This is a genomic window from Pseudomonas sp. GL-B-26 (assembly GCF_019947405.1).
Lineage (GTDB): Bacteria > Pseudomonadota > Gammaproteobacteria > Pseudomonadales > Pseudomonadaceae > Aquipseudomonas.
The window spans coordinates 79,996-100,858 of sequence record NZ_JAGYGJ010000023.1; the positions used below are offsets into that span (position 1 = coordinate 79,996).

Genomic DNA, 20,863 nt, shown 5'->3' on the forward strand with positions numbered 1-20,863 from the left:
GTCTATTAAATCTGGAGTGACTCATTCTGGTGGCCGCATGGTGGCCATTTAGTTAGACTTTATGCTGATCGTCGCTGCGTAGCTGAATCGTTCGCATTGTCCGAGGGAAGGAGAGGAATTGATGGAAAACCTGGTGCCTCGCATCAACGGTCACGTAGGACGTCTCAATCGATATTTGCCGTTTAGTGCAGCGCATGAGCAGATCTATGAGGAATACCAAACTGGGGAAGACAGTCTGGAGCTTCAAACGGTTGCGCTTGAGTATGCGATACGTGCAGTCTCCAAGGGTGCTCGATGTGTGGTTCTTACTGGAGATGCTGGTCATGGAAAAACCCATCTATGCCGCCGTCTTATCGAGTGCGTTCTTGGCTATGACGCTCCTACGTCACGCGATCTTTTGAAGAGTCATTGCAACGCTACCCAACTAGTTGAGCATGTATCTGACCAGCGACATCCCAGTTTGCGTATCCACAAGGACTTTTCCGAACTAGATCCGCTGGCGGCAGCTGCGCTGCTGGAGAGAAGCGCCGATCGCAGCAACGAAGTACTGGTCGTTTGCGCAAACGAAGGCCGGCTTAGAGCGATTGTTCAGTCGGCCGCTGCTGGGGCGGTGTGCCGTCAGATCATTTCATTATTTGAGAGATCTTTCAGCAGCGGTCTCAGTTCCGAAGATGGCTCAGTCCACATCGTCAATCTCAACTACCAGTCAGTTTCCTCGCTACGGACCGGTGGGCGGGCGGGATTGCTCCGAAGAACGTTTCAAAGTTGGGTCGACGATGGGCGCCGTTGGCAAGGCTGCGCTACCTGCTCGCTCGCCGACACATGCCCCATCCGACGCAATCGAGCGCTTCTTGCAGAGGAAGCGCTGGCGACGCAGCGAATCACCCGGCTTGAGGAAATGTTTGAAGCGGTCGAGCGCCTTGGTCAGGTAGTGACAATCCGCGAAATGTTGATGCTTGTTTCCTACCTCCTGACCGGAGGGCTGCAGTGTGAAGACGTCCATAAGAAGTCCACGTCAAAACACTACAACGTCGGGTGGCAGCACTCTTGGGCCTTCTATAACTTGTTGTTTTCACCGCCCCCAGCTATGTCGGAAGACAGGCTGTACAAAGGAATTCCTGTTCTCAGCGTGTTTAGGCGACTAGATCCAGGGAGCATTGCTTCACGGGCGGTTGATGACAGAGTCCTCAATGTCGGAGGCGTGTTTCCTGAAGGGCAGCTCGATCTGCAGTTCCGGCTGGATAGCAAGCTTGTAGATGCAGCTCAAGGGCTTGATGAGTTCATTGGAAACCCGCAAACCAAGGCCGAGCGTGCAAGAGAAACTGAGGTGGCCGCACGCGCGGTGAGGGCCCTGCGCCGCAGATCGATTTTTGACGACGCTGGTGCAGAAAAGTCTCTAATGGCTCGGATCGGCTTCCGTTTTGGCGACGAATTTTTGAGCGTAATTGGTGAAAGGTTGACCTCGCCCGAACAAGTTCGATTGAAGAACGTTGTTATCGCGGGGCTCCATGCGATTCAGGGGCTTCGCATGCCACGAAGTGAGGCAACCCTTCATCTGGTCGATCCCGCCTTTGGGCGTGCAAGTAACGATGCCGCGATCATCGCGCGTCGTATTTCCTCAGCTCAGCTTCAATTGCTTCCCGCGAGGAAAGCCTGGCCAAGTGGAGATGAGGTCTGGAGCATATGTGAATCTGTTGATTGGATCGACAGAACAGTCGTAGTTCGGGTTCAAGAGCGTGACGGTCGAAATATCGACATAGGATTGGACCTACTGTCCTTCGAGTGCGTTACGAGATCGGCATCGGGATACGTTTCGGAGGATTTCTATGCGCAAGAAATTAGACGGATCAGGGCGTTCTTAGGAAGGCTCGCCGCTCAAGTCAACGTCGCTGATAGTGAAATTCAGCTCTTCATGGATGGAAAAGTTCAAAGCGTTTCGATCGACATGGGCGTTATTCAAGTAGGAGGGATTTGAAATGGCCGCACTTACGGGACCAGATGTCACGAAGGCGCTGTTCGGAGGGGTACTTGATATTGACGGCGCAGGTCACTACCCAGGCTTAGAGCTGCTGAACTTCATTCTTTGCTGCGCAGATGGTGTCTTACCAGGTCCTGAAGTGACACAAGTCCGTATTTCTCGTCGATCACATGCATTTGCTCGCCGCTTGGTCGCGGCTGATAGTGATCTGACCGAGAAGGAGTGCTCTGCTGTGTTGTTGGACGTGGAGTCTCGGCGGGCGATCGTTCATTTACTCCGTTGTGTGGAGCTCGCTGTACCGAACGCCGTCAAGTCCAAGAGTTGGGAAAGAACTCATTTTTTTCCTTACACTCGCTCTTTGGTCCATTGGGATGCACGCATTCGCAATAAGTCTTTTAAATATGAGCGGCGCTATCTTCGTGGTGGTGGCGCTTTTGCATTCTCCGTGCTTCGCCACGATCCAGACTTGGATCGCCTTGCAAAAATTCGAGCTGGTTTCGAGTCACTGTATCCCGCCGATGCGCAAGGGCCACTGGAGCTTTTAGCTGCCACCCTTATCAAGCATGGTCCAAGCGATGCAGTTCCTGTGGATGACACTCTGGAAAAGGGCTCGAAGGTAGAGAATGATGACTTGGACAACCTTTACAGGGATGGGGTTTTTAGCATCCTTTCGCATCAACGTGTCCCGGAGGTTCAACGGATACGGGCAATAATGAACTGGACTGGAATCTGGCTGGTCCTTCTCGAGGCAGCACGTTCTGCGCAGTATGTCGGCAAAGAGCGAGCAAAAATAATTGTCGACAGTGCAGGGGTTCACCCACAACTTCGCCGAGCGTCTCAGAAGTGTCTAAAGGATGTTCTGTCGAATATCGAAGAGGCTTCAATTACGCAGGCAGGTAGTTTGGGAGGGCAGATATCCCCCACGCAACGGAACAAAATTAAGGGCTTTTTCAGCGGCACCGCCGCGCTTTGCGGTTTGCTGAATGCTCCCAAGGGGCGTCGCCACTTTACGTTGAAGCTTGAAGCAATTGAGACGCTGGTGCTTGCATGTGGGCCTCAGGCCGAACGTTCGTTTGAGGACTTTACTGCAGGCTGGCTTGGCGATCGTTGTGGCTTGATTATTGGTCGTGAGGCTGCTGGTCGATCAGGTCTTTTGAAGGACTTTGACGCGACCATTTTTGAAGAAAACGAACGTCAGCTTGCGGAGCAGATGCGGGCTACAGGAATGCTGCGTGTTTACTCTGATGCGACTCGAATGGTTTCTGCGGAGGTCACATTATGAGCGCCTTTGTGATTGCTAATACGGCGTTCCAAGTCATCAACTCTGCCTTTTCACGCAATCCAAACTCCGAGCACCAATGCTTTCGTATCAAGAATCTGCAGCACGAGGAGCTCTGCGAACTGGTTAGGTTGTGGGATCTACACGTCCCTGGCTCCCCGATGGCTTCTGTCCGACTCGTTGTTGCACGAGATGAAGGCATCGAGCATCGTATTCCCACGGTTCACATTGCAGAACTGGGTCTTTCGATTACTTATTACCGTAACCATAATGATAGCGGGCTCGTTTATCTCGAGACGAAAGTTCAATCTGACGAACAGGGCCTACAAAATCTTTTTACTCTTCGGGACAGTAATTTTCTGGATGGCAGCTTCGACGACTATGCAGGAGTTGAAGGCGGTATACCCGAACTGATGCTCAAAAATGCTTGGGAAGAGGAGTCTGGCTGCGAGAGTAGGGTCCCGACCTTGCTCAAAGAGCGAGTACTCCAAGTCATCAAGCTGATCCATCCCGACGTTGAACCAGTTCCCGTACGGCGATTTGCAGCCTTTGCCTCAGAAGCCTGTCGACTTTGGAGTGGCTCTGATGTGGCTAAGGATGAATTGGTTGCGGACCGACTCATTGGTGAGTGCTTCCACCAACTTGAAATGTTCCCGGATCCTTGTTGGCGGCAAAGTGGCGTCGATACACGAGTCAAGCGCCGCTTGGAGCTAAACGCACGACACGCGGAGCTTATTGCGGGCGGGAGCGAACTTGACCCCGAGGACGTCATCAGGCTGGCCGAGACTGCTCAGTTTGTGGATGAGTTGGGTAATCAGCTAGAGCCCCTGCGCCGTGAAGAATACGCGGTGCTTTGCAAAAGGTATGCCTCCGCACCAAGCGACATAATCCGACGTGATATTCCTTACACCATTTTCGAACAGCTTTTTCAGAAGGACTCAGCAGGACTAAAGCTGGGTGATCGGGTGCGGACCGAAATCGAGAACACCGCTCCGTCACGTTTGGCAGAGCTTGATGCCTCAGATGTGATTCAAGGCCTCAACTCAAAGCTTCAAGCTGATGCAGAACGTTTACTTTCAATGCCCCCTATTGAAGGATCGAAACCCCTCATAGATTTACTTACGATTAGGACACGGAAGGCGGTCGAGAGAGTGGCAGCGCCACCAGCTGCTCGCTTTTCTAACCCTATTATTCAGTTGGTCAGAATTATTCGTCAGTTACAGATACTGGATGAAGGGATCCGACCGGCAAAAATACATGTTGAATGCGCCGATAATGAAGCCAGATCGAGCGCGACCCGGGGGCTGTTTGCTTTTGTCTATGGCCCTACGTTGAAATCACTAATTGACGAGACGCGTGGCATCCCTGGCGCCTGTGAGTTGTCTGTAGATCCGAGCCTCACAGATCAGAGCGAAGTTCCAGGTTTGGTGGAAGAGAGGGAAAGCGATAACGATAGCGATAGCGAGCAAGTGCAGGGGCCAATTTCTTGGACCGCGCTAGCATTATCGGTTTCTGTTACAGATGAATCTGGAAAACTCATTGAATGCCTTGACAGGGTTGAATGGGCCCCGGAAAACCTTTCTTTCCTAGCATTGCTTTGGTTGCTCGTGGCCGCCGAAGATTCACCCGCGTGGAACTCCATCGGGGAGCTGCGAATACCAGATGCAGGGGTATCGGAAGATTGGCTGAACGCCCTCGTCCAGCGAGACAAGTCATTGCGCGTCATCGAACCGAGCGACTCTTCAGTCTTTCATGGATTCGATAGCATTATCGATGAGTTGCTTTCCCAGCGGCAGCGATTGCGGGAGTCGCTTCGCAAGTCAGGACTGTCGATCGAAGCGCTTAATGATTTCACTGATGCTTGGCAAGCGGTGATTGCATCGGTACGTATCGACCATGTTCCTGACGGAACTAGGCCTCGAGTTCTTGAGGCTGTACTCGGTTTGGACATGCTCGCCTTCAGCGGTGAAGACCGTCGACTTATGCTGCCTACACAGGCTGTGCGAATGCGCTGGCTGGCTTCGTACCTGCAGCGTTGTCTGAAACTTGCAAGTAGTTGCATGACTGGTGTTGCATCCTTTTCCGTTACGGACGGTGAACAATATCTGGATTGGCTGGAGACTCTCTCGCCTCATGAATCCCCGCCGACTGCGATGGGGAAATCAGGCGAAATTCTGCATGCGCGCTCCGAAGTTGCATGGTTTGAGGAGTTTGCACCGCTAACGAGAGTTTCTGCCGATGTGTCGGTCGATCAGTACGCGTTGAAATCAATCGCTGCTCGAGTCCTGGACTACCTTGATGCTCATCCGTTCAAGCGAGATGGGCTCTCCCTGCTTCTGTTGCTGCCATCCTCTGACGTCATGCCGGCACAACTAATCGAGCTAGTGACGAAGGGGCATTCTGACCTGCGGCTTTCGCTAACCGTAGCAGCTCCGAAAATGCGCTGGGAGAAGATTGCGCGTCTGGTTGAAGCGCTCCCTAGTGAGGAGCGTAAGTCGGGGAGCGGTAGATTATTCCCCGCGAGAGATCTTGCTTTCATTGAGTTTGATTTAGGTGTGGATCTTGCCACTGCGCTGGACGGGCAATCCTTCGACATTTCGGTGGTGACTCATGTGCTCCAGGAAAGTGTCATCAGCCAGCAGAATACTGAGCCTCCTGCGGAAGGAAGGGCGGGGGCTTTTGATGCCGTGTTGGACCGTCCGATTTACCTAGAATCCGCTGGCAGTGGAGGTGCAATATCCATCGTAATGCGCCCACGTGCTCCCGATGTCGCTCTTGAGACGTGGGGAACCCTTGTGGTTCGAGCAAACCGAAGCTGTCCTGTGTCCCCGAGTCAACCGGAGAACATTGACTTCGTGGAACTGCGTATCAATTTCCAGGATTCAGCGCGCGTATTCAGGGCCCTCCATCAGAACAGCCACTGGGTAATCACACTGGAGCGGCATATCTCGCGTGAGCAGATAGAATCTGTGGAGGCCGGTGCGCCAGATGTCCTGAGTGTAGAAACCGACATTGGGAGCAATGGCCTTAGCACGCTGATCGTTTCATCGCATTCTGGGCGTGCACTCATTGAGGCTCGCCTAGTGAGGAAACTACGGAAGCTAGTGCCAGATACCAATGATCCGGGAGGAGATGATGGGATCCTTGGTGAGTTGGCTAAGCGGGTTTATGAGGAGACCCGTAAATTGTCCCCCCATCTCGCATTGCAAGCTATGGGGGTCGCGCGCGTCACAGAAGAGATCTTGGGGCTCTGCATCGCGCGAAGATTTGCAGATGAAAAATTTCCTGCCAGCGTCAGCGACGGCTTGTTGGCGTGGATTAGCCTTGACGAGCACACGGGCTGGTTTGGTGGTTCGGCAAATATCAGAGCAGACATGTGCAGGGTGATCATAGAGCGCAATGCGGATGGCCTGCTCGATGTAGACCTTCTCGTCCTCGAAGGAAAGTTCCGACAGAACTTCGACTCCCACGGTGTCGTTCAGGTGACACGGACCCGCAATTTCCTCGCGCAGATTCTGGCTAGCTCGGTCGAGGGTAGTTGTGAGAATGTGGACGCAGAAATGTGGCGCGAGAGATTCCTCTCAGCAATCGAGAGTGTTGCAGCTGATGCAATACGGGTAGTACACGATGATTTGCTGGTTAATGACGAGGAGGCTCGATCGGTACCGGCAGATATTCGACAGTTATTCCGTCAAGGGAAATATCGAATTCGCTCTATAGATTCTTTGTATTCAATCTGCCTCTGGGAAAGCTTCCAGCCTGAAATCGAGCGCGAACTCAAAGATTCCATCACAATCATACGTTCTTCACGTGCACACATCCTTGAGCTGATCGGTAGGCCTAATCGTAGCGTTAACGTTCGAACGGACGAAAAGTCTATAAGTGGAGAGACTGGTTCGATATCGATGACAGATGGCTCTTCCGCTGGTTCAATGCCAGTTGTAGATGGCGCAGATAGCATGACTCTATCGGAATGTATAGTGACTAGACGTTCAGCAGACGACGAACATAAGGAGCGGGGTGCTGCGCTGGAAGGAGAAGTCAGCACAATAAATTCAATAGCTGAAACCGATAAAACTGCGTTAGCTCCAAGGGGTATGTCACAGGCTGAGCTTGGTGCGATGTACGACGAAATCCTTGGGTGCTTTGCGTCGCACAATGTCGCCGTTTCATCGGCGCCCTCGAGTGATCAACCTATAGTCGAGGGGCCTGCATCGATCCTCTTCAAGGTACGGACCGGTTCCGGTGTCGATCCGCGCAAACTCTTTGAAAAGTCCCAAGCCCTCAAGCTGAAACTCGAGCTTGAACAGGATCAGAACATTAGCTTTGACATCGATAAGGGTTACGTCACGATCGATGTGCCGAAGAGAACTGAGCATCGCTATTACGTGAATGCGGCAGACCTATGGAGAAAGTGGGAAAGGCCCAGTGCCGAGCTAGCCGTGCCCCTTGGTGAGGACCGATATGGCGAATTGGTGGTAGTCAACTTCTCTTCCTCGAACTCGCCACACCTCTTAGTTGCGGGTACTACGGGCAGTGGGAAGTCAGAAGCCCTAAATACAATGCTGTTCGGTTTAGTAAGGTTCTATAGTTCGACAGAGCTAAGGCTTATGCTGGTCGACCCGAAAGGCACCGAGCTTGTCCCCTTCGAAGGATCGACACATCTCATTGGCACTATTGGCTGGGAGGACTCCGACGCACTAGTTCTACTGAAGAGCGCTGTGGAAGAGATGCAACGGCGCTACGAGAAATTCCGACAGAAGCGATGCAGAAGCTTGGCAGAGTTCAACGCTGCCTCGAATGCTGATGAACGGCTGCCATGGTGGCTTGTTGTTCTTGATGAGTACGCGGATCTTACGCATGACCCTCAATCTAAGAAGGAGATTGAGCAGGAACTCAAGCGCTTGGCACAGAAAGCGCGAGCGGCAGGAATACACGTAATAATCGCCACACAAAAGCCTAGCGCTGAAGTTATTAGCACGAACCTACGTTCGAATCTTCCTTCGCAGCTCGCCCTGCGTGTCAAAAGTGGAACTGAGAGTCGTGTTGTGTTAGATGAGGCAGGTGCCGAAAACCTCAATGGCAAAGGTGATGCTCTGCTCAAAGCTGATGGAAAGCTACGCCGCGTCCAGTGCGCCAGGGTGGCAAAGGAGGACTCGGAGCTCTCCTAGCTGGGCCGGCACATAAGAGATCTCTGTGGTGGGTTAGACGCTCCACCACAGATAGCCTCAACCCAGCCACCGAGGAGGGCTTGCTCGGGCGGACCGATATCCTCGCTCGGGGGGCAATCTCCGGATTGCTAGCTCAACAATTTTGCAGATTGAACGCCTCTCGGCATGGCGAGCGGGGTTGCATCTCTCAAGAATTGAGCACCTTGAATAGATTGCTTCCGGTCGCCTGAATTTGTCGAAGGGTGAAAAGACGGCGCTAAAGTATCTGTTGGAACAACTGGAGATCGAAAGCTAGGTATCGATTGGTTCAGGTCATTCTGAGCTGATTGCTCGAGCTGGGTAATCGGAAAAATCGGGCCAAGATACGTGTTTTTGATTACAATCCAAGCTCGTTTCCAGAACCCGGTTCATCTCAGCTTCCGGCTTGTGTATTCCGCTGCCAGAGCTCGACTACTCTCCAGCCTTGTTTGAACAGCTCGTCTCGGTTCCTGAGGTCGCACTTCACATTTTGGTTGAATTTCGATTGCCAGCAGTCCTCGCGTGTATTTACAGCTTGGACGCCTGTGCCAGAAGCAACCAGAAACGAAGATGCATGCCCGGTGACGAGTTCGGGTTTGCTTGGTAGATTCCGTTTGTGCAAGCGATACCTGAAGCCATGCCGATGCAGCAAACGCCGGATTTCTGATCTCCGGAGATGTGTTGCTCCCACGAATGCCAGCCATCATGCGAGACCTGATTTCTTTGCTGACTATGTCCATGAATGATTTCCAAATAAATCTGAATCTCCCAGAAGATGTTCCCCCTGAGCCTGTCGGATTTCTCAATGAGCCGATCCAGGTCGTAGATCTCTTTGCTGGCCCCGGAGGACTTGGCGAGGGTTTTACGTCATTCGGCGGGGGTGATCGCTTTGAAATTGTCATTTCTGCTGAAAAAGATCCAAAGGCTTGGCAAACCCTTCGGTTACGAGCGTTCTATCGGTTGCTCAAAAAGCGAAGGCCGGACCTGCTTTTCGAGTACTACAATTTCTGTAACGATCCAAAAGCCCCTGACACGTTTAAGCCATCTACTTATACAAAATACTTGTGGGACTTGGCAGGGGAGGAAGCCCAATGCATCACTCTGGGGAGTGGCGAAGGTAATACAACTCTAGACAAAGTTCTAAAGGAAAAATTGAACGAGAAGCGACCATGGGTACTGATCGGCGGACCTCCATGTCAGGCATATTCGATCGTGGGTCGTGCGCGGAACCAGTCCAAGGCCGACTACAAGGCAGAGGATGACCCTCGACATTTTCTCTACAAGGAATACTTGCGAATCATTCGGGAGAAGCAGCCCACCATGTTCGTAATGGAAAATGTGAAAGGTATACTTTCCTCAAAGGTTAACAATGAGCGGATATTTTCTAACATTCTGAGGGATCTGTCTGATCCCAGCCAAGCTCTTACCGGAGAGGGTGCAGGCAAACAATATCGCATCTTCTCGCTGGTAACTGGTAGCTCCTTTGGTCCTGGTGAGGATGTAGAAAAGATTGATCCGAAAGCTTTCATCATCAGGGCGGAGGATTACGGTATTCCTCAGGCAAGGCATCGGGTGATCCTTTTGGGTATTGCTACAGATAGTCTCCCAGCGTCGAACGATTGGGTAAAGCTGACTTCTGATAAAAACACAGAGTCAAAAGTATCTGTAGGCCAAGTGCTAAACAACCTGCCTAGACTTCGCAGTAGCCTGTCAAAAACAGCGGACAGCCAAGCAGGCTGGATTGATGTTGTAACGGAGCAGCTGAATTATCTTAAGAGCCAGACTGACCCCGTCCATGCAAGGCTCTGGGGTGAGCTTCAAGATCTGTCTGAAGCTTTCGAAGGCTCTGAAGTGCCAGTGAGCCCCGGTGGGAAAAGGGTTAAAAGAAAAGATACGAGGGATGATGGCTCGACCGATAATTCGAGTCTGGACGAATGGTACTTAGACGAAAATTTAGACTATTGGCTAAATCATGAGTCTCGCGGGCATATGCCGACGGATCTACGTAGATACTTATTTGCCGCAATCTACGCAAAGCTTCATGGTTCTTCGCCTAAAGGGCATGAGGGATTCTTCCTGAAGGGATTGGCCCCCGATCATAAGAACTGGGAGACAGGGAAGTTTAGCGATCGGTTTAGAGTGCAAGTTGAAGACAGGTACGCCACAACCATTACAAGTCACATTTCCAAGGATGGGCACTACTTTATTCATTATGATCCGACTCAATGCCGGAGTTTGTCTGTTAGGGAAGCAGCTCGTATTCAGACATTTCCAGACAACTATTTTTTTCAAGGTAGTAGGACCGACCAGTTTCACCAAGTTGGAAACGCGGTGCCCCCATTGCTGGCGTCAAAAATCTCGAAGGTCGTGTTTGGTATCTTGTTCGATAAGGTGAGGGATTACGATCAACGCTTTGCTGAAGAGGTGAAGGGCGAGGAGAACTACGCCTAAGTTTGTTTGAATGCTGGCGGCCGAAACTAAAAAGCCCCGACTAGATCGGGGCTTTTTAGTTTTGCTATTTAAATGGTTATTGGCAAGTCGCTAATAAACCCAAGAGTCAATCCCAGCTCAACGCCCCACCAGTCTGATACTCAATAACCCGCGTCTCAAAGAAATTCTTCTCTTTCTTCAAGTCCATGATCTCGCTCATCCAAGGGAACGGGTTAGTCGTCCCTGGATACTCTTCTTTCAAACCAATCTGGCTCAAACGACGGTTAGCGATGAACTTCAGGTAGTCCTCCATCATCGCCGCGTTCATGCCCAGCACGCCGCGTGGCATGGTGTCGCGAGCGTATTCGATTTCCAGCTGAGTGCCCTGCAGAATCATCTGCGAAGCTTCTTCCTTCATCTCAGCATCCCACAAATGTGGGTTTTCGATTTTGATCTGGTTGATCACGTCGATGCCGAAGTTCAGGTGCATGGATTCGTCGCGCAGGATGTATTGGAACTGCTCGGCGACGCCGGTCATTTTGTTGCGGCGGCCCATGGAGAGGATCTGGGTGAAGCCGCAGTAGAAGAAGATGCCTTCCAGAACGCAGTAGTAGGCGATCAGGTTGCGCAGCAATTCTTTGTCGGTTTCGACGGTGCCGGTTTCGAACTTCGGATCGGAGATCGAACGGGTGTATTTGAGGCCCCAGGTGGCTTTTTTCGCGACCGATGGGATCTCGTGGTACATGTTGAAGATCTCGCCTTCATCCATGGCCAACGATTCGATGCAGTACTGGTAGGCGTGGGTGTGGATCGCCTCTTCGAACGCCTGGCGCAGGATGTACTGGCGGCATTCCGGGTTGGTGATCAGGCGGTACACGGCCAGCACCAGGTTGTTGGCAACCAGGGAGTCGGCGGTGGAGAAGAAGCCGAGGTTGCGCATGACGATGCGGCGCTCGTCGTCGGTCAGGCCTTCCGGGTCTTTCCAGAGGGCGATGTCGGCGGTCATGTTGACTTCTTGCGGCATCCAGTGGTTTGCGCAACCGTCCAGGTACTTCTGCCAGGCCCAGTCGTACTTGAATGGGACGAGTTGGTTAAGGTCGGCGCGGCAGTTGATCATGCGCTTTTCGTCGACCGCCACACGGGCGGAGGCGCCTTCGAGTTCGGCGAGGCCTTCGGCGATGTCGAGGTTGTCCAGGGCAGCTTTTGCACGGGCGATTGCGGCGGAGTCGGACGCGGTTACAGCGCGGGCTTCTTGAGCCGCCACGCCGCCAGCGGTGTCGAGGCGGTCCATGTTGGCTTCAGTTGCGTGCCCGGCGTTGGCGCCTTTTACAACGGTTTCGCCGCTGTCTTCTTTGTCGAATTCGTCCCAGCTCAGCATGACGTGTCGTCTCCTGCGTGAGGGCCAGATGCCCGTGTGAAAACTGATAGGTTGGTTTTTCACACGACCGTACTGGCCGCGTTGGATAGCGTTTTTTGCAGCGGTACACGCAGGCAAATAAACATAATTTTGTACGGGGTTCCGAGAGCCTCTGAGGGGCGCAGAAATCGGTGAAGACTTCGGCGTGGGCTTCAGACTGGCTGTTATCCCTGTAAGGGAATATTGCAGGCCCGTTTAAGCCGGCATTATAGGGAAATTTTTGCGGCCGTGGTGGGGCGAATCCGCGCATGGAGCGGTCGAGAAGGAGGGTTTTTCGGTCGGAGCGAGGGTTTATAGGGCTTTGGCTGGATGTCGGGAGTGAAGATTTTTTTTCATAAATTTTGGCTAGCCATTTTTTTGTTCAAAAAACAGCCAAAAAACTGCGTTTTTCACTACATGTTGTGTTTTGAGCCGATTTTCGAAGGCCCCAGACACAACTAAGCCCGGCCGAGGCCGGGCTGTAAAGTCACGCTTGATGATCAGCTGAGGCGAGCGGCACCCACATGATCGGCGCCATCAGCAGCGACTTTTGCAGCGCCAGTGTGATCAAAACCGTCAGAAGCGAGTTTGGCAGCGCCCGTGTGATCGGAGCCATCGGAGGCGAAAGACGCCGAACCGGTATGGTCGTAACCGTCAGAAGCGACAGCCGCTTCAGTGGTGTAAGCAGCCGAGCTAGTGCGGTCGTAGCCGTCAGCGGCGAAGGTGTTAGCGGCCAGGACGGAGAAGGTCAGGGCGAGGATCAGTTTGGTTTTCATGGTAGTGGCTCCAGGTTCGTTGGCGTTTTGTGCCTTGGGTGTGGAATTGATACTACGCCAGATAATTTGATTAAAAAGTGCAAATAAACGCTTAAACCAATCGAATTGGTCGATATATAAGGTTCGGCGCTTCATCTGCCTTAATTTAGCGGGCGGGTGGGTCGAACCTTGGGAAGGTGAGAGCGGGTGATTAGCCGTTAGAGCAGCCGTTACCCATGACGCTGTAACGAAGAATGTGGCGTTGGCCTTTGGAGTCGTCGTATTCCATTTTCGCCGGCACAACTTCGCACACATTCGGGATTTCGCTCATCGATACAACTTTGGCGATGTCCAGGTGAGTGGAGTAAGTGTATTCCTCGATGGCGGGTTGCTGCTGCGCGACATCAGTCGGGACCTCGTCTGCCATGGCGGTTGCGCACAGGCTGCTGAGGGCCAGAACTAATAAAGCTTTCATTTCAGATTTACCTTTTAGAGGTCGAGTGGGGTCACGCAACCTTTTTGGGGTTGCGTGTAGAACTTAAGTACTGGTTTTGGATTAACTGCCTTCGTGGGGGCTGCAACTTGGTTAATCACGTTGCCTGGTTGGCGAGGCTGATTTTAGGCGTGGGGTTTACATTCATATAGGCGTGCTTTTGATAAACACTATTGGCAGATCCTGTAACAATCCCCGGAAAGCGACCTTTGGCTCGCTGATGAAGCCAATGTCATAAATGCCCAAAGCCCCTGAAATCAACGGCCTTGAGCGCCTCGGCGGGGTATAGCCACATTTTGTAGGGGCTTGTTACTACCATCGTCGAATGGTTCTATAGGCCCGGCCCGGCTACAACTGGGTCATACAAAAACAACTATTCCACCGAGGTAACAAAGATGAGTGCGGCTTCTCTGTATCCCGTTCGTCCCGAGGTTGCGGCCAATACGCTGACTGATGAGGCGACCTACAAGGCCATGTACCAGCAGTCGGTCGTTAACCCGGACGGCTTCTGGCGCGAGCAAGCCAAGCGCCTCGACTGGATCAAGCCTTTCACCACGGTGAAACAGACTTCCTTCGACGATCACCATGTCGACATCAAATGGTTCGCCGACGGCACCCTGAACGTTTCCTACAACTGCCTCGACCGTCATCTGGCCGAGCGCGGCGATCAAGTCGCGATCATTTGGGAAGGGGATGACCCTGCCGAAAGCCGCAACATCACCTATCGCGAGCTGCACGAACAAGTCTGCAAGTTCGCCAACGCCCTGCGTGGCCAGGATGTGCACCGCGGCGACGTGGTGACTATCTATATGCCGATGATCCCCGAAGCCGTGGTCGCCATGCTGGCCTGTACCCGGATCGGCGCGATTCACTCGGTGGTGTTCGGTGGTTTCTCGCCGGAAGCCCTGGCGGGGCGGATCATCGACTGCAAATCCAAAGTGGTGATCACGGCCGACGAAGGCATTCGTGCCGGCAAGAAGATCCCGCTCAAGTCCAACGTCGACGACGCGCTGACCAACCCGGAAACCAGCAGCATTCAGAAAGTCATCGTGTGCAAGCGCACCGGTGGCGACATCAAGTGGAACCAGCATCGCGACATCTGGTTCGAAGACCTGATGAAAGTGGCGGGCACTGTGTGTGCGCCGAAAGAAATGGGCGCCGAAGAAGCGCTGTTTATCCTGTACACCTCCGGTTCGACCGGCAAGCCGAAGGGCGTGCAACACACCACCGGCGGTTATCTGCTGTACGCGGCGATGACCCACGAGCGTGTGTTCGACTACCGCCCGGGCGAAGTCTACTGGTGCACCGCCGACGTCGGTTGGGTCACCGGCCACACCTACATCGTCTACGGCCCTCTGGCCAACGGCGCGACCACCGTGTTGTTCGAAGGCGTGCCGAACTACCCGGACATCACCCGGGTGGCGAAAATCGTCGACAAGCACAAGGTCAATATCCTCTACACCGCACCGACCGCGATCCGCGCGATGATGGCGTCGGGCAAGGCCGCCGTTGAAGGCGCTGATGGCAGCAGCCTGCGACTGTTGGGTTCGGTCGGTGAGCCGATCAACCCGGAAGCGTGGGATTGGTACTACAAGAACGTCGGCCAATCCCGTTGCCCGATCGTCGACACTTGGTGGCAGACCGAAACCGGCGGCAACATGATGAGCCCGCTGCCGGGCGCTCACGGTCTCAAGCCGGGTTCGGCTGCACGTCCGTTCTTCGGCGTAGTGCCGGCACTGGTGGACAACCTGGGCAACATCCTCGAAGGCGTGGCCGAGGGCAACCTGGTGATTCTCGATTCGTGGCCAGGCCAGGCGCGCACGCTGTATGGCGACCATGATCGCTTCGTCGATACCTACTTCAAGACGTTCCGCGGCATGTACTTCACCGGTGACGGTGCGCGTCGTGACGAAGACGGTTACTACTGGATTACCGGTCGCGTGGATGACGTGCTCAACGTGTCCGGCCACCGCATGGGGACCGCCGAGATTGAAAGCGCGATGGTTGCCCACCCGAAAGTCGCCGAAGCAGCCGTGGTCGGTGTGCCGCACGACATCAAAGGGCAGGGCATCTATGTCTATGTCACGTTGATCGGTGGCGAAGAGCCGAGCGAGCAGCTGCGCCTGGAACTGAAAAACTGGGTGCGCAAGGAGATCGGCCCGATTGCTTCGCCGGATGTCATCCAGTGGGCGCCGGGCCTGCCGAAAACTCGTTCGGGCAAAATCATGCGCCGGATTCTGCGCAAGATTGCTACGGCTGAATATGAGGGGTTGGGCGATATCTCCACCCTGGCGGATCCGGGTGTGGTGCAGCATTTGATTGATACACACAAGACCATGAACGTCGCGTAAGCACGGTTCTTGAGTCACCAAAGCCCCGCCCGGCATTGCGTCTGGCGGGGCTTTTTACTGCCTGATGTTTTGTGTCGGCAGTTCGGGCCTCTTCGCGAGCAAGCCCGCTCCCACATTGAATCTGAGTCGGTCACAAACTCAGTGTTCACTGAAGATCAAATGTGGGAGCGGGCTTGCTCGCGAAGGCGATCTGTCAGACGCCGCATCAACACCAACCAATAATTATCGGCTTCCGCTGTAAGCCTATTCCCACTGTTACCTGCCCTCGTTCAAGTAACTGAATGTGTAACCGCTCGCTCCCATACGGGGCATTGGGAAACGCGAAGCCCCGTCATCGGGTCTCCTCAGGCCCTGCAACAAATAAGACACAACGCTGTGCTTGCCGGATTAGAAGGGTTTGCCAATAATAGGCCCGCAATTTGCAGCATAGATCGGTTCACTGTCTTTTGCTCTTGCATGAATTTGCAAGGCTGTCAACGCGCTCAAGCGGCTTTCTCGGTGCTTCTGTAATTAGTTGTCGCATTGAAGAAATATCGGCTTCGGGCCTGTCGTTAGAATGCCAATCACTCGCTCGTTGTTGCTTGCGTTGAAAAAAACGCGCGATTCCTACGACGCAGCACCGCTTTGCGGTTCCACTCATTCGCATATTGGGCTATCGCTCACTCTGCCGTTTTAGCCCTTTACCGATGGAGTCCCAAGATGAAGAAACTCGTGCTGCTTGGCGCCCTGGCACTGTCCGTGCTGTCCCTGCCGACTTTCGCCGATGAAAAGCCTCTGAAAATTGGTATCGAAGCGGCTTACCCTCCGTTCGCTTCCAAAGCGCCGGACGGCAGCATCGTTGGTTTCGACTACGACATCGGCAACGCTCTGTGCGAAGAGATGAAGGTCAAGTGCGTCTGGGTCGAGCAAGAGTTCGACGGTCTGATCCCGGCACTCAAAGTGCGCAAGATCGACGCGATCCTGTCGTCCATGTCGATCACTGAAGATCGCAAGAAGTCCGTGGACTTCACCAACAAGTACTACAACACCCCGGCTCGCCTGGTCATGAAGGCCGGCACTCCAGTCAGTGACAGCCTGGCTGAGCTCAAGGGCAAGAACATCGGCGTGCAACGTGGTTCGATCCACGAGCGTTTCGCCCGTGAAGTCCTGGCCCCGCTGGGTGCCGAGATCAAGCCTTACGGTTCGCAGAACGAAATTTACCTCGACGTGGCTGCTGGCCGCCTCGACGGCACCGTGGCAGACGCTACGCTGCTGGATGACGGTTTCCTGAAAACCGACGCCGGCAAAGGTTTCGCCTTCGTTGGCCCGGCCTTCACCGACGTCAAATACTTCGGCGACGGCGTGGGTATCGCGGTTCGCAAGGGTGACGCGCTGAAAGACAAGATCAACACCGCGATCACCGCCATTCGCGAGAACGGCAAGTACAAGCAAATCCAGGACAAGTACTTCGCCTTCGATATCTACGGCAAGTAACACGTCCCGGCGACAAGTCCGAAATGGCGCAAGCAACAGGATCTCTGAGGTTTGCGCCATTTTTTCATCCCCCTTTTCGAGGACCTGAATCATGTTGAAAGGCTACGGGGCTGTCATCCTCGATGGCGCATGGCTGACGCTTCAGCTCGCCTTGTCGTCCATGGTCTTGGCCATTGTTCTGGGTCTGATCGGCGTTGCGCTGCGTCTGTCCCCGATTCGCTGGCTGGCCTGGCTGGGCGACCTGTATTCCACGGTGATCCGCGGGATTCCCGACCTGGTGCTGATCCTGCTGATTTTCTACGGCGGCCAGGATCTGCTCAACCGCGTCGCACCAATGCTCGGCTATGACGATTACATCGATCTGAACCCGTTGGCCGCCGGTATCGGCACCCTGGGCTTCATCTTCGGTGCGTACCTGTCGGAAACCTTCCGTGGTGCCTTCATGGCGATCCCGAAAGGTCAGGCAGAAGCTGGCATGGCGTACGGCATGAGCAGTTTTCAGGTGTTCTTCCGGGTGTTGGTGCCGCAGATGATTCGCCTGGCGATTCCGGGTTTCACCAACAACTGGCTGGTCCTGACCAAGGCCACCGCGCTGATTTCGGTGGTGGGTCTGCAAGACATGATGTTCAAGGCCAAGCAGGCGGCAGATGCCACCCGCGAGCCTTTCACCTTCTTCCTCGCAGTGGCGGCGATGTACCTGGTGATCACCAGCGTCTCGTTGTTGGCATTGCGTCACCTTGAGAAGCGCTACTCGGTAGGCGTAAGGGCGGCTGATCTATGATCTTCGACTACAACGTCATTTGGGAGGCCCTGCCGCTGTATTTCGGCGGCCTGGTGACCACCCTTAAGTTGCTCGCGCTGTCGCTGCTTTTCGGTCTGTTGGCGGCACTGCCGCTGGGGCTGATGCGCGTCTCCAAGCAGCCGGTCGTCAACATGAGTGCCTGGCTGTTCACCTACGTGATCCGCGGCACGCCGATGCTGGTGCAGCTGTTTTTGATCTACTACGGTCTGGCGCAATTCGAAGCGGTGCGTGAAAGCTTCCTCTGGCCATGGCTGTCCAGCGCCACGTTCTGTGCGTGCCTGGCCTTCGCGATCAACACCAGCGCCTACACCGCTGAAATCATCGCCGGCAGCCTGCGGGCTACGCCGAATGGTGAGATCGAAGCGGCCAAGGCGATGGGTATGTCGCGCTACAAAATGTACAAGCGCATCCTGTTGCCGTCGGCCCTGCGCCGGGCGCTGCCGCAGTACAGCAACGAAGTGATCATGATGCTGCAGACCACCAGTCTGGCGTCCATCGTGACCCTGATCGACATCACCGGTGCCGCACGCACGGTCAACGCGCAGTTCTACCTGCCGTTCGAAGCCTACATCACCGCCGGCGTGTTCTACCTGTGCCTGACGTTCATTCTGGTGCGCCTGTTCAAACAGGCCGAGCGCCGCTGGCTGGGCTATCTGGCCCCGCGGAAGCACTGATATGGAACGCATCGATCATTCATTGCCGTGGAGCCACTTGGGCAGCGAACGCCAGATTTCGGTGTTCCGCTTCGGAAGTGGCGAGCGCAAGGCCTACATCCAGGCCAGCCTGCACGCCGATGAATTGCCCGGCATGCGCACGGCCTGGGAGCTGAAAAAGCGCCTGACCGAACTCGAAGCCCAAGGCTTGCTCAACGGTGTGATCGAACTGGTGCCGGTGGCCAATCCACTGGGCCTCGGCCAACTGCTTCAGGGCAATCATCAAGGGCGTTTCGAGGCGGGCAGCGGCAAGAATTTCAACCGGGATTTCGTCGAGCTGAGCGCGCCAGTGGCCGCTGAGCTGAAAGGGCACCTGGGTGATGATCCGCACGCCAATATCCGTCTGATCCGTGAAACCATGAGCGATGTGCTGGCTGCCTTGCCGCCTGCCGAGAGTCAGTTGCAAGGCATGCAGCGCATTTTGCTCAGCCATGCCTGCACCGCCGATGTGGTGCTGGATCTGCACTGCGATTGCGAAGCGGCGCTGCACATGTATGCCTTGCCGCAACATTGGCCGCATTGGCGTTCGCTCGCTGCACACTTGAACGTCAAGGTCGGTCTGCTGGCGGAAGATTCCGGCGGCAGTTCTTTCGACGAAGCGTGCTCGCTGCCATGGCTGCGTCTGTCGCGTCTGTTTCCAGATGCCCAGATTCCCCTGGCCTGCCTGGCGACTACCATTGAATTAGGTGGTCAGGCCGATACCGGTCGCGCTGAAGCCTGCGCTTACGCCGAAGGCATTCTGGCGTTCCTCGCCGAGCAAGGCTTGATCAGCGGCGAATGGCCAAAACCTGCGCAAGATGCTTGCGAAGGCATGCCATTCGAAGGCACCGAATTACTGTTCGCGCCACACCCTGGCGTGATCAGTTTCTTGCGTAAACCCGGTGAATGGATTGAAGCCGGCGATGAGATTTTCGAAGTGATCGATCCGTTATCGGATCGGGTCAGCACGGTGTGTGCTGGTACGTCCGGGGTGCTGTTTGCCATTGAACGGCTGCGTTATGCCCAACCCGGTTTCTGGCTGGCCAAGGTGGCGGGGCGCGAAGCGCTGCGTCACGGGCGCTTGCTCAACGACTGACTGACTGTTTTTGTGAGAACCGACCGCATGTACAAACTTGAAGTCCAAGACCTGCATAAACGCTATGGCAGTCACGAAGTGCTCAAGGGCGTGTCCCTGAAAGCGGCGGCTGGCGATGTGATCAGCATCATCGGCTCCAGTGGCTCCGGCAAAAGTACCTTCCTGCGCTGCATCAACCTGCTGGAGCAGCCGCACGCGGGCAAGATTCTGCTCAACAACGAAGAGCTGAAACTGGTTGCCAACAAGGACGGCGCGCTGAAGGCTGCCGACCCGAAACAGCTGCAACGCATGCGTTCGCGCCTGTCGATGGTGTTCCAGCATTTCAACCTGTGGTCGCACATGACCGCGCTGGAAAACATCATGGAAGCGCCGGTCCACGTGCTCGGCATGTCCAAGGCCGAAGCCCGCGAGAAGGCCGAGCACTACCTGAACAAGGTCGGTGTGGCCCATCGTAAAGATGCTTACCCGGGCCACATGTCCGGCGGCGAGCAGCAGCGTGTGGCGATTGCCCGTGCGCTGGCGATGGAACCTGAGGTGATGCTGTTCGACGAACCGACATCAGCGCTCGACCCGGAACTGGTTGGCGACGTTCTGAAAGTTATGCAGGCCCTGGCGCTGGAAGGCCGGACCATGGTGGTGGTGACGCACGAAATGGGCTTCGCCCGTGAAGTGTCGAACCAGCTGGTGTTCCTGCACAAAGGTGTCGTCGAAGAAAGCGGCAACCCGCGTGAGGTGCTGGTCAATCCACAGTCCGAACGCCTGCAACAATTCCTCTCGGGCAGCCTGAAGTAAACCGAACTCCCGTTGCGCACCGGGATAGTGCATGCTTCGCAATCTAGAGGCTGGCCCCGACCCCTTGTGGGAGCGGGCTTGCTCGCGAAAGCGGTGGTTCAGTCAACATCGTTGCTGTCTGAACCACCGCTTTCGCG

13 protein-coding genes are annotated in these 20,863 nt (G+C 54.6%); 10 read left to right on the plus strand and 3 right to left on the minus strand.

The window, feature by feature from the left end; all coding sequences use genetic code 11:
- Positions 1-121: 121 nt before the first annotated feature.
- From KGB23_RS16685 to KGB23_RS16705, 4 genes are all read left to right on the plus strand, one after another.
- Positions 122-1,975: an ATP-binding protein gene (locus KGB23_RS16685; protein WP_223431868.1), complete on the plus strand. Its 1,854-nt coding sequence runs from the start codon at positions 122-124 to the stop codon at positions 1,973-1,975.
- Position 1,976: 1 nt separating this feature from the next.
- Positions 1,977-3,260 (plus strand): hypothetical protein, encoded by a 1,284-nt coding sequence (locus tag KGB23_RS16690; protein ID WP_223431869.1) that lies wholly within the window; start codon positions 1,977-1,979, stop codon positions 3,258-3,260.
- Positions 3,257-8,428 carry an FtsK/SpoIIIE domain-containing protein gene (locus KGB23_RS16695; protein ID WP_223431870.1) on the plus strand — a complete coding sequence of 1,724 codons (5,172 nt, stop codon included), beginning with the start codon at positions 3,257-3,259 and terminating at the stop codon, positions 8,426-8,428. The genes KGB23_RS16690 and KGB23_RS16695 overlap by 4 nt, the downstream gene beginning before the upstream one ends.
- A 756-nt stretch (positions 8,429-9,184) precedes the next feature.
- Positions 9,185-10,897 (plus strand): DNA cytosine methyltransferase, encoded by a 1,713-nt coding sequence (locus tag KGB23_RS16705; protein ID WP_223431872.1) that lies wholly within the window; start codon positions 9,185-9,187, stop codon positions 10,895-10,897.
- 106 nt (positions 10,898-11,003) lie between these two features.
- On the opposite strand, the gene KGB23_RS16710 is transcribed toward KGB23_RS16705, so the two are convergent.
- From KGB23_RS16710 to KGB23_RS16720, 3 genes are all read right to left on the minus strand, one after another.
- Positions 11,004-12,254: a ribonucleotide-diphosphate reductase subunit beta gene (locus KGB23_RS16710; protein ID WP_008034875.1), complete on the minus strand. Its 1,251-nt coding sequence runs from the start codon at positions 12,252-12,254 to the stop codon at positions 11,004-11,006.
- Positions 12,255-12,772: 518 nt separating this feature from the next.
- On the minus strand, positions 12,773-13,048 hold the full coding sequence (locus KGB23_RS16715) for a hypothetical protein (RefSeq protein WP_223431873.1): 276 nt from the start codon (positions 13,046-13,048) through the stop codon (positions 12,773-12,775).
- 190 nt (positions 13,049-13,238) lie between these two features.
- Entirely contained in the window at positions 13,239-13,502 is a 264-nt protein-coding gene (locus tag KGB23_RS16720; RefSeq protein ID WP_150657172.1) for a DUF2790 domain-containing protein, read from the minus strand.
- 413 nt (positions 13,503-13,915) lie between these two features.
- Between KGB23_RS16720 and acs the strand changes: the two genes are divergently transcribed.
- The 6 genes from acs (at position 13,916) to KGB23_RS16750 (ending at position 20,726) form a co-directional block, all read left to right on the plus strand.
- Positions 13,916-15,871 (plus strand): acetate--CoA ligase, encoded by a 1,956-nt coding sequence (gene acs, locus KGB23_RS16725; RefSeq protein WP_223431874.1) that lies wholly within the window; start codon positions 13,916-13,918, stop codon positions 15,869-15,871.
- A gap of 699 nt (positions 15,872-16,570) precedes the next feature.
- Positions 16,571-17,344 (plus strand): ABC transporter substrate-binding protein, encoded by a 774-nt coding sequence (locus KGB23_RS16730; protein ID WP_008154331.1) that lies wholly within the window; start codon positions 16,571-16,573, stop codon positions 17,342-17,344.
- Between the two features lie 91 nt (positions 17,345-17,435).
- The gene (locus KGB23_RS16735; protein ID WP_007904805.1) at positions 17,436-18,125 is read left to right on the plus strand and encodes an ABC transporter permease; all 690 of its coding nucleotides are present in this window, start codon (positions 17,436-17,438) and stop codon (positions 18,123-18,125) included.
- Positions 18,122-18,820 (plus strand): ABC transporter permease, encoded by a 699-nt coding sequence (locus KGB23_RS16740; protein WP_223431875.1) that lies wholly within the window; start codon positions 18,122-18,124, stop codon positions 18,818-18,820. Before KGB23_RS16735 ends, KGB23_RS16740 begins: the two co-directional genes overlap by 4 nt.
- Position 18,821: 1 nt before the next feature.
- Positions 18,822-19,934, plus strand: a complete 1,113-nt coding sequence (locus tag KGB23_RS16745; protein WP_223431876.1) for a M14 family metallopeptidase — start codon at positions 18,822-18,824, stop codon at positions 19,932-19,934.
- 27 nt (positions 19,935-19,961) lie between these two features.
- A complete protein-coding gene (locus KGB23_RS16750; RefSeq protein WP_008154324.1) occupies positions 19,962-20,726 on the plus strand; it encodes an ABC transporter ATP-binding protein in 765 nt (254 codons plus the stop codon).
- Positions 20,727-20,863 lie beyond the last annotated feature (137 nt).

Excerpts from the sequence above, each read along its gene's own strand:
- KGB23_RS16720 (WP_150657172.1), bottom strand. The coding sequence starts at position 13,502 with ATGAAAGCTTTATTAGTTCTGGCCCTCAGCAGCCTGTGCGCAACCGCC.
- KGB23_RS16695 (WP_223431870.1), top strand. The coding sequence starts at position 3,257 with ATGAGCGCCTTTGTGATTGCTAATACGGCGTTCCAAGTCATCAACTCT.
- KGB23_RS16740 (WP_223431875.1), top strand. The coding sequence starts at position 18,122 with ATGATCTTCGACTACAACGTCATTTGGGAGGCCCTGCCGCTGTATTTC.
- KGB23_RS16750 (WP_008154324.1), top strand. The coding sequence starts at position 19,962 with ATGTACAAACTTGAAGTCCAAGACCTGCATAAACGCTATGGCAGTCAC.
- KGB23_RS16710 (WP_008034875.1), bottom strand. The coding sequence starts at position 12,254 with ATGCTGAGCTGGGACGAATTCGACAAAGAAGACAGCGGCGAAACCGTT.
- KGB23_RS16690 (WP_223431869.1), top strand. The coding sequence starts at position 1,977 with ATGGCCGCACTTACGGGACCAGATGTCACGAAGGCGCTGTTCGGAGGG.
- acs (WP_223431874.1), top strand. The coding sequence starts at position 13,916 with ATGAGTGCGGCTTCTCTGTATCCCGTTCGTCCCGAGGTTGCGGCCAAT.
- KGB23_RS16735 (WP_007904805.1), top strand. The coding sequence starts at position 17,436 with ATGTTGAAAGGCTACGGGGCTGTCATCCTCGATGGCGCATGGCTGACG.
- KGB23_RS16730 (WP_008154331.1), top strand. The coding sequence starts at position 16,571 with ATGAAGAAACTCGTGCTGCTTGGCGCCCTGGCACTGTCCGTGCTGTCC.
- KGB23_RS16715 (WP_223431873.1), bottom strand. The coding sequence starts at position 13,048 with ATGAAAACCAAACTGATCCTCGCCCTGACCTTCTCCGTCCTGGCCGCT.
- KGB23_RS16745 (WP_223431876.1), top strand. The coding sequence starts at position 18,822 with ATGGAACGCATCGATCATTCATTGCCGTGGAGCCACTTGGGCAGCGAA.
- KGB23_RS16705 (WP_223431872.1), top strand. The coding sequence starts at position 9,185 with ATGAATGATTTCCAAATAAATCTGAATCTCCCAGAAGATGTTCCCCCT.
- KGB23_RS16685 (WP_223431868.1), top strand. The coding sequence starts at position 122 with ATGGAAAACCTGGTGCCTCGCATCAACGGTCACGTAGGACGTCTCAAT.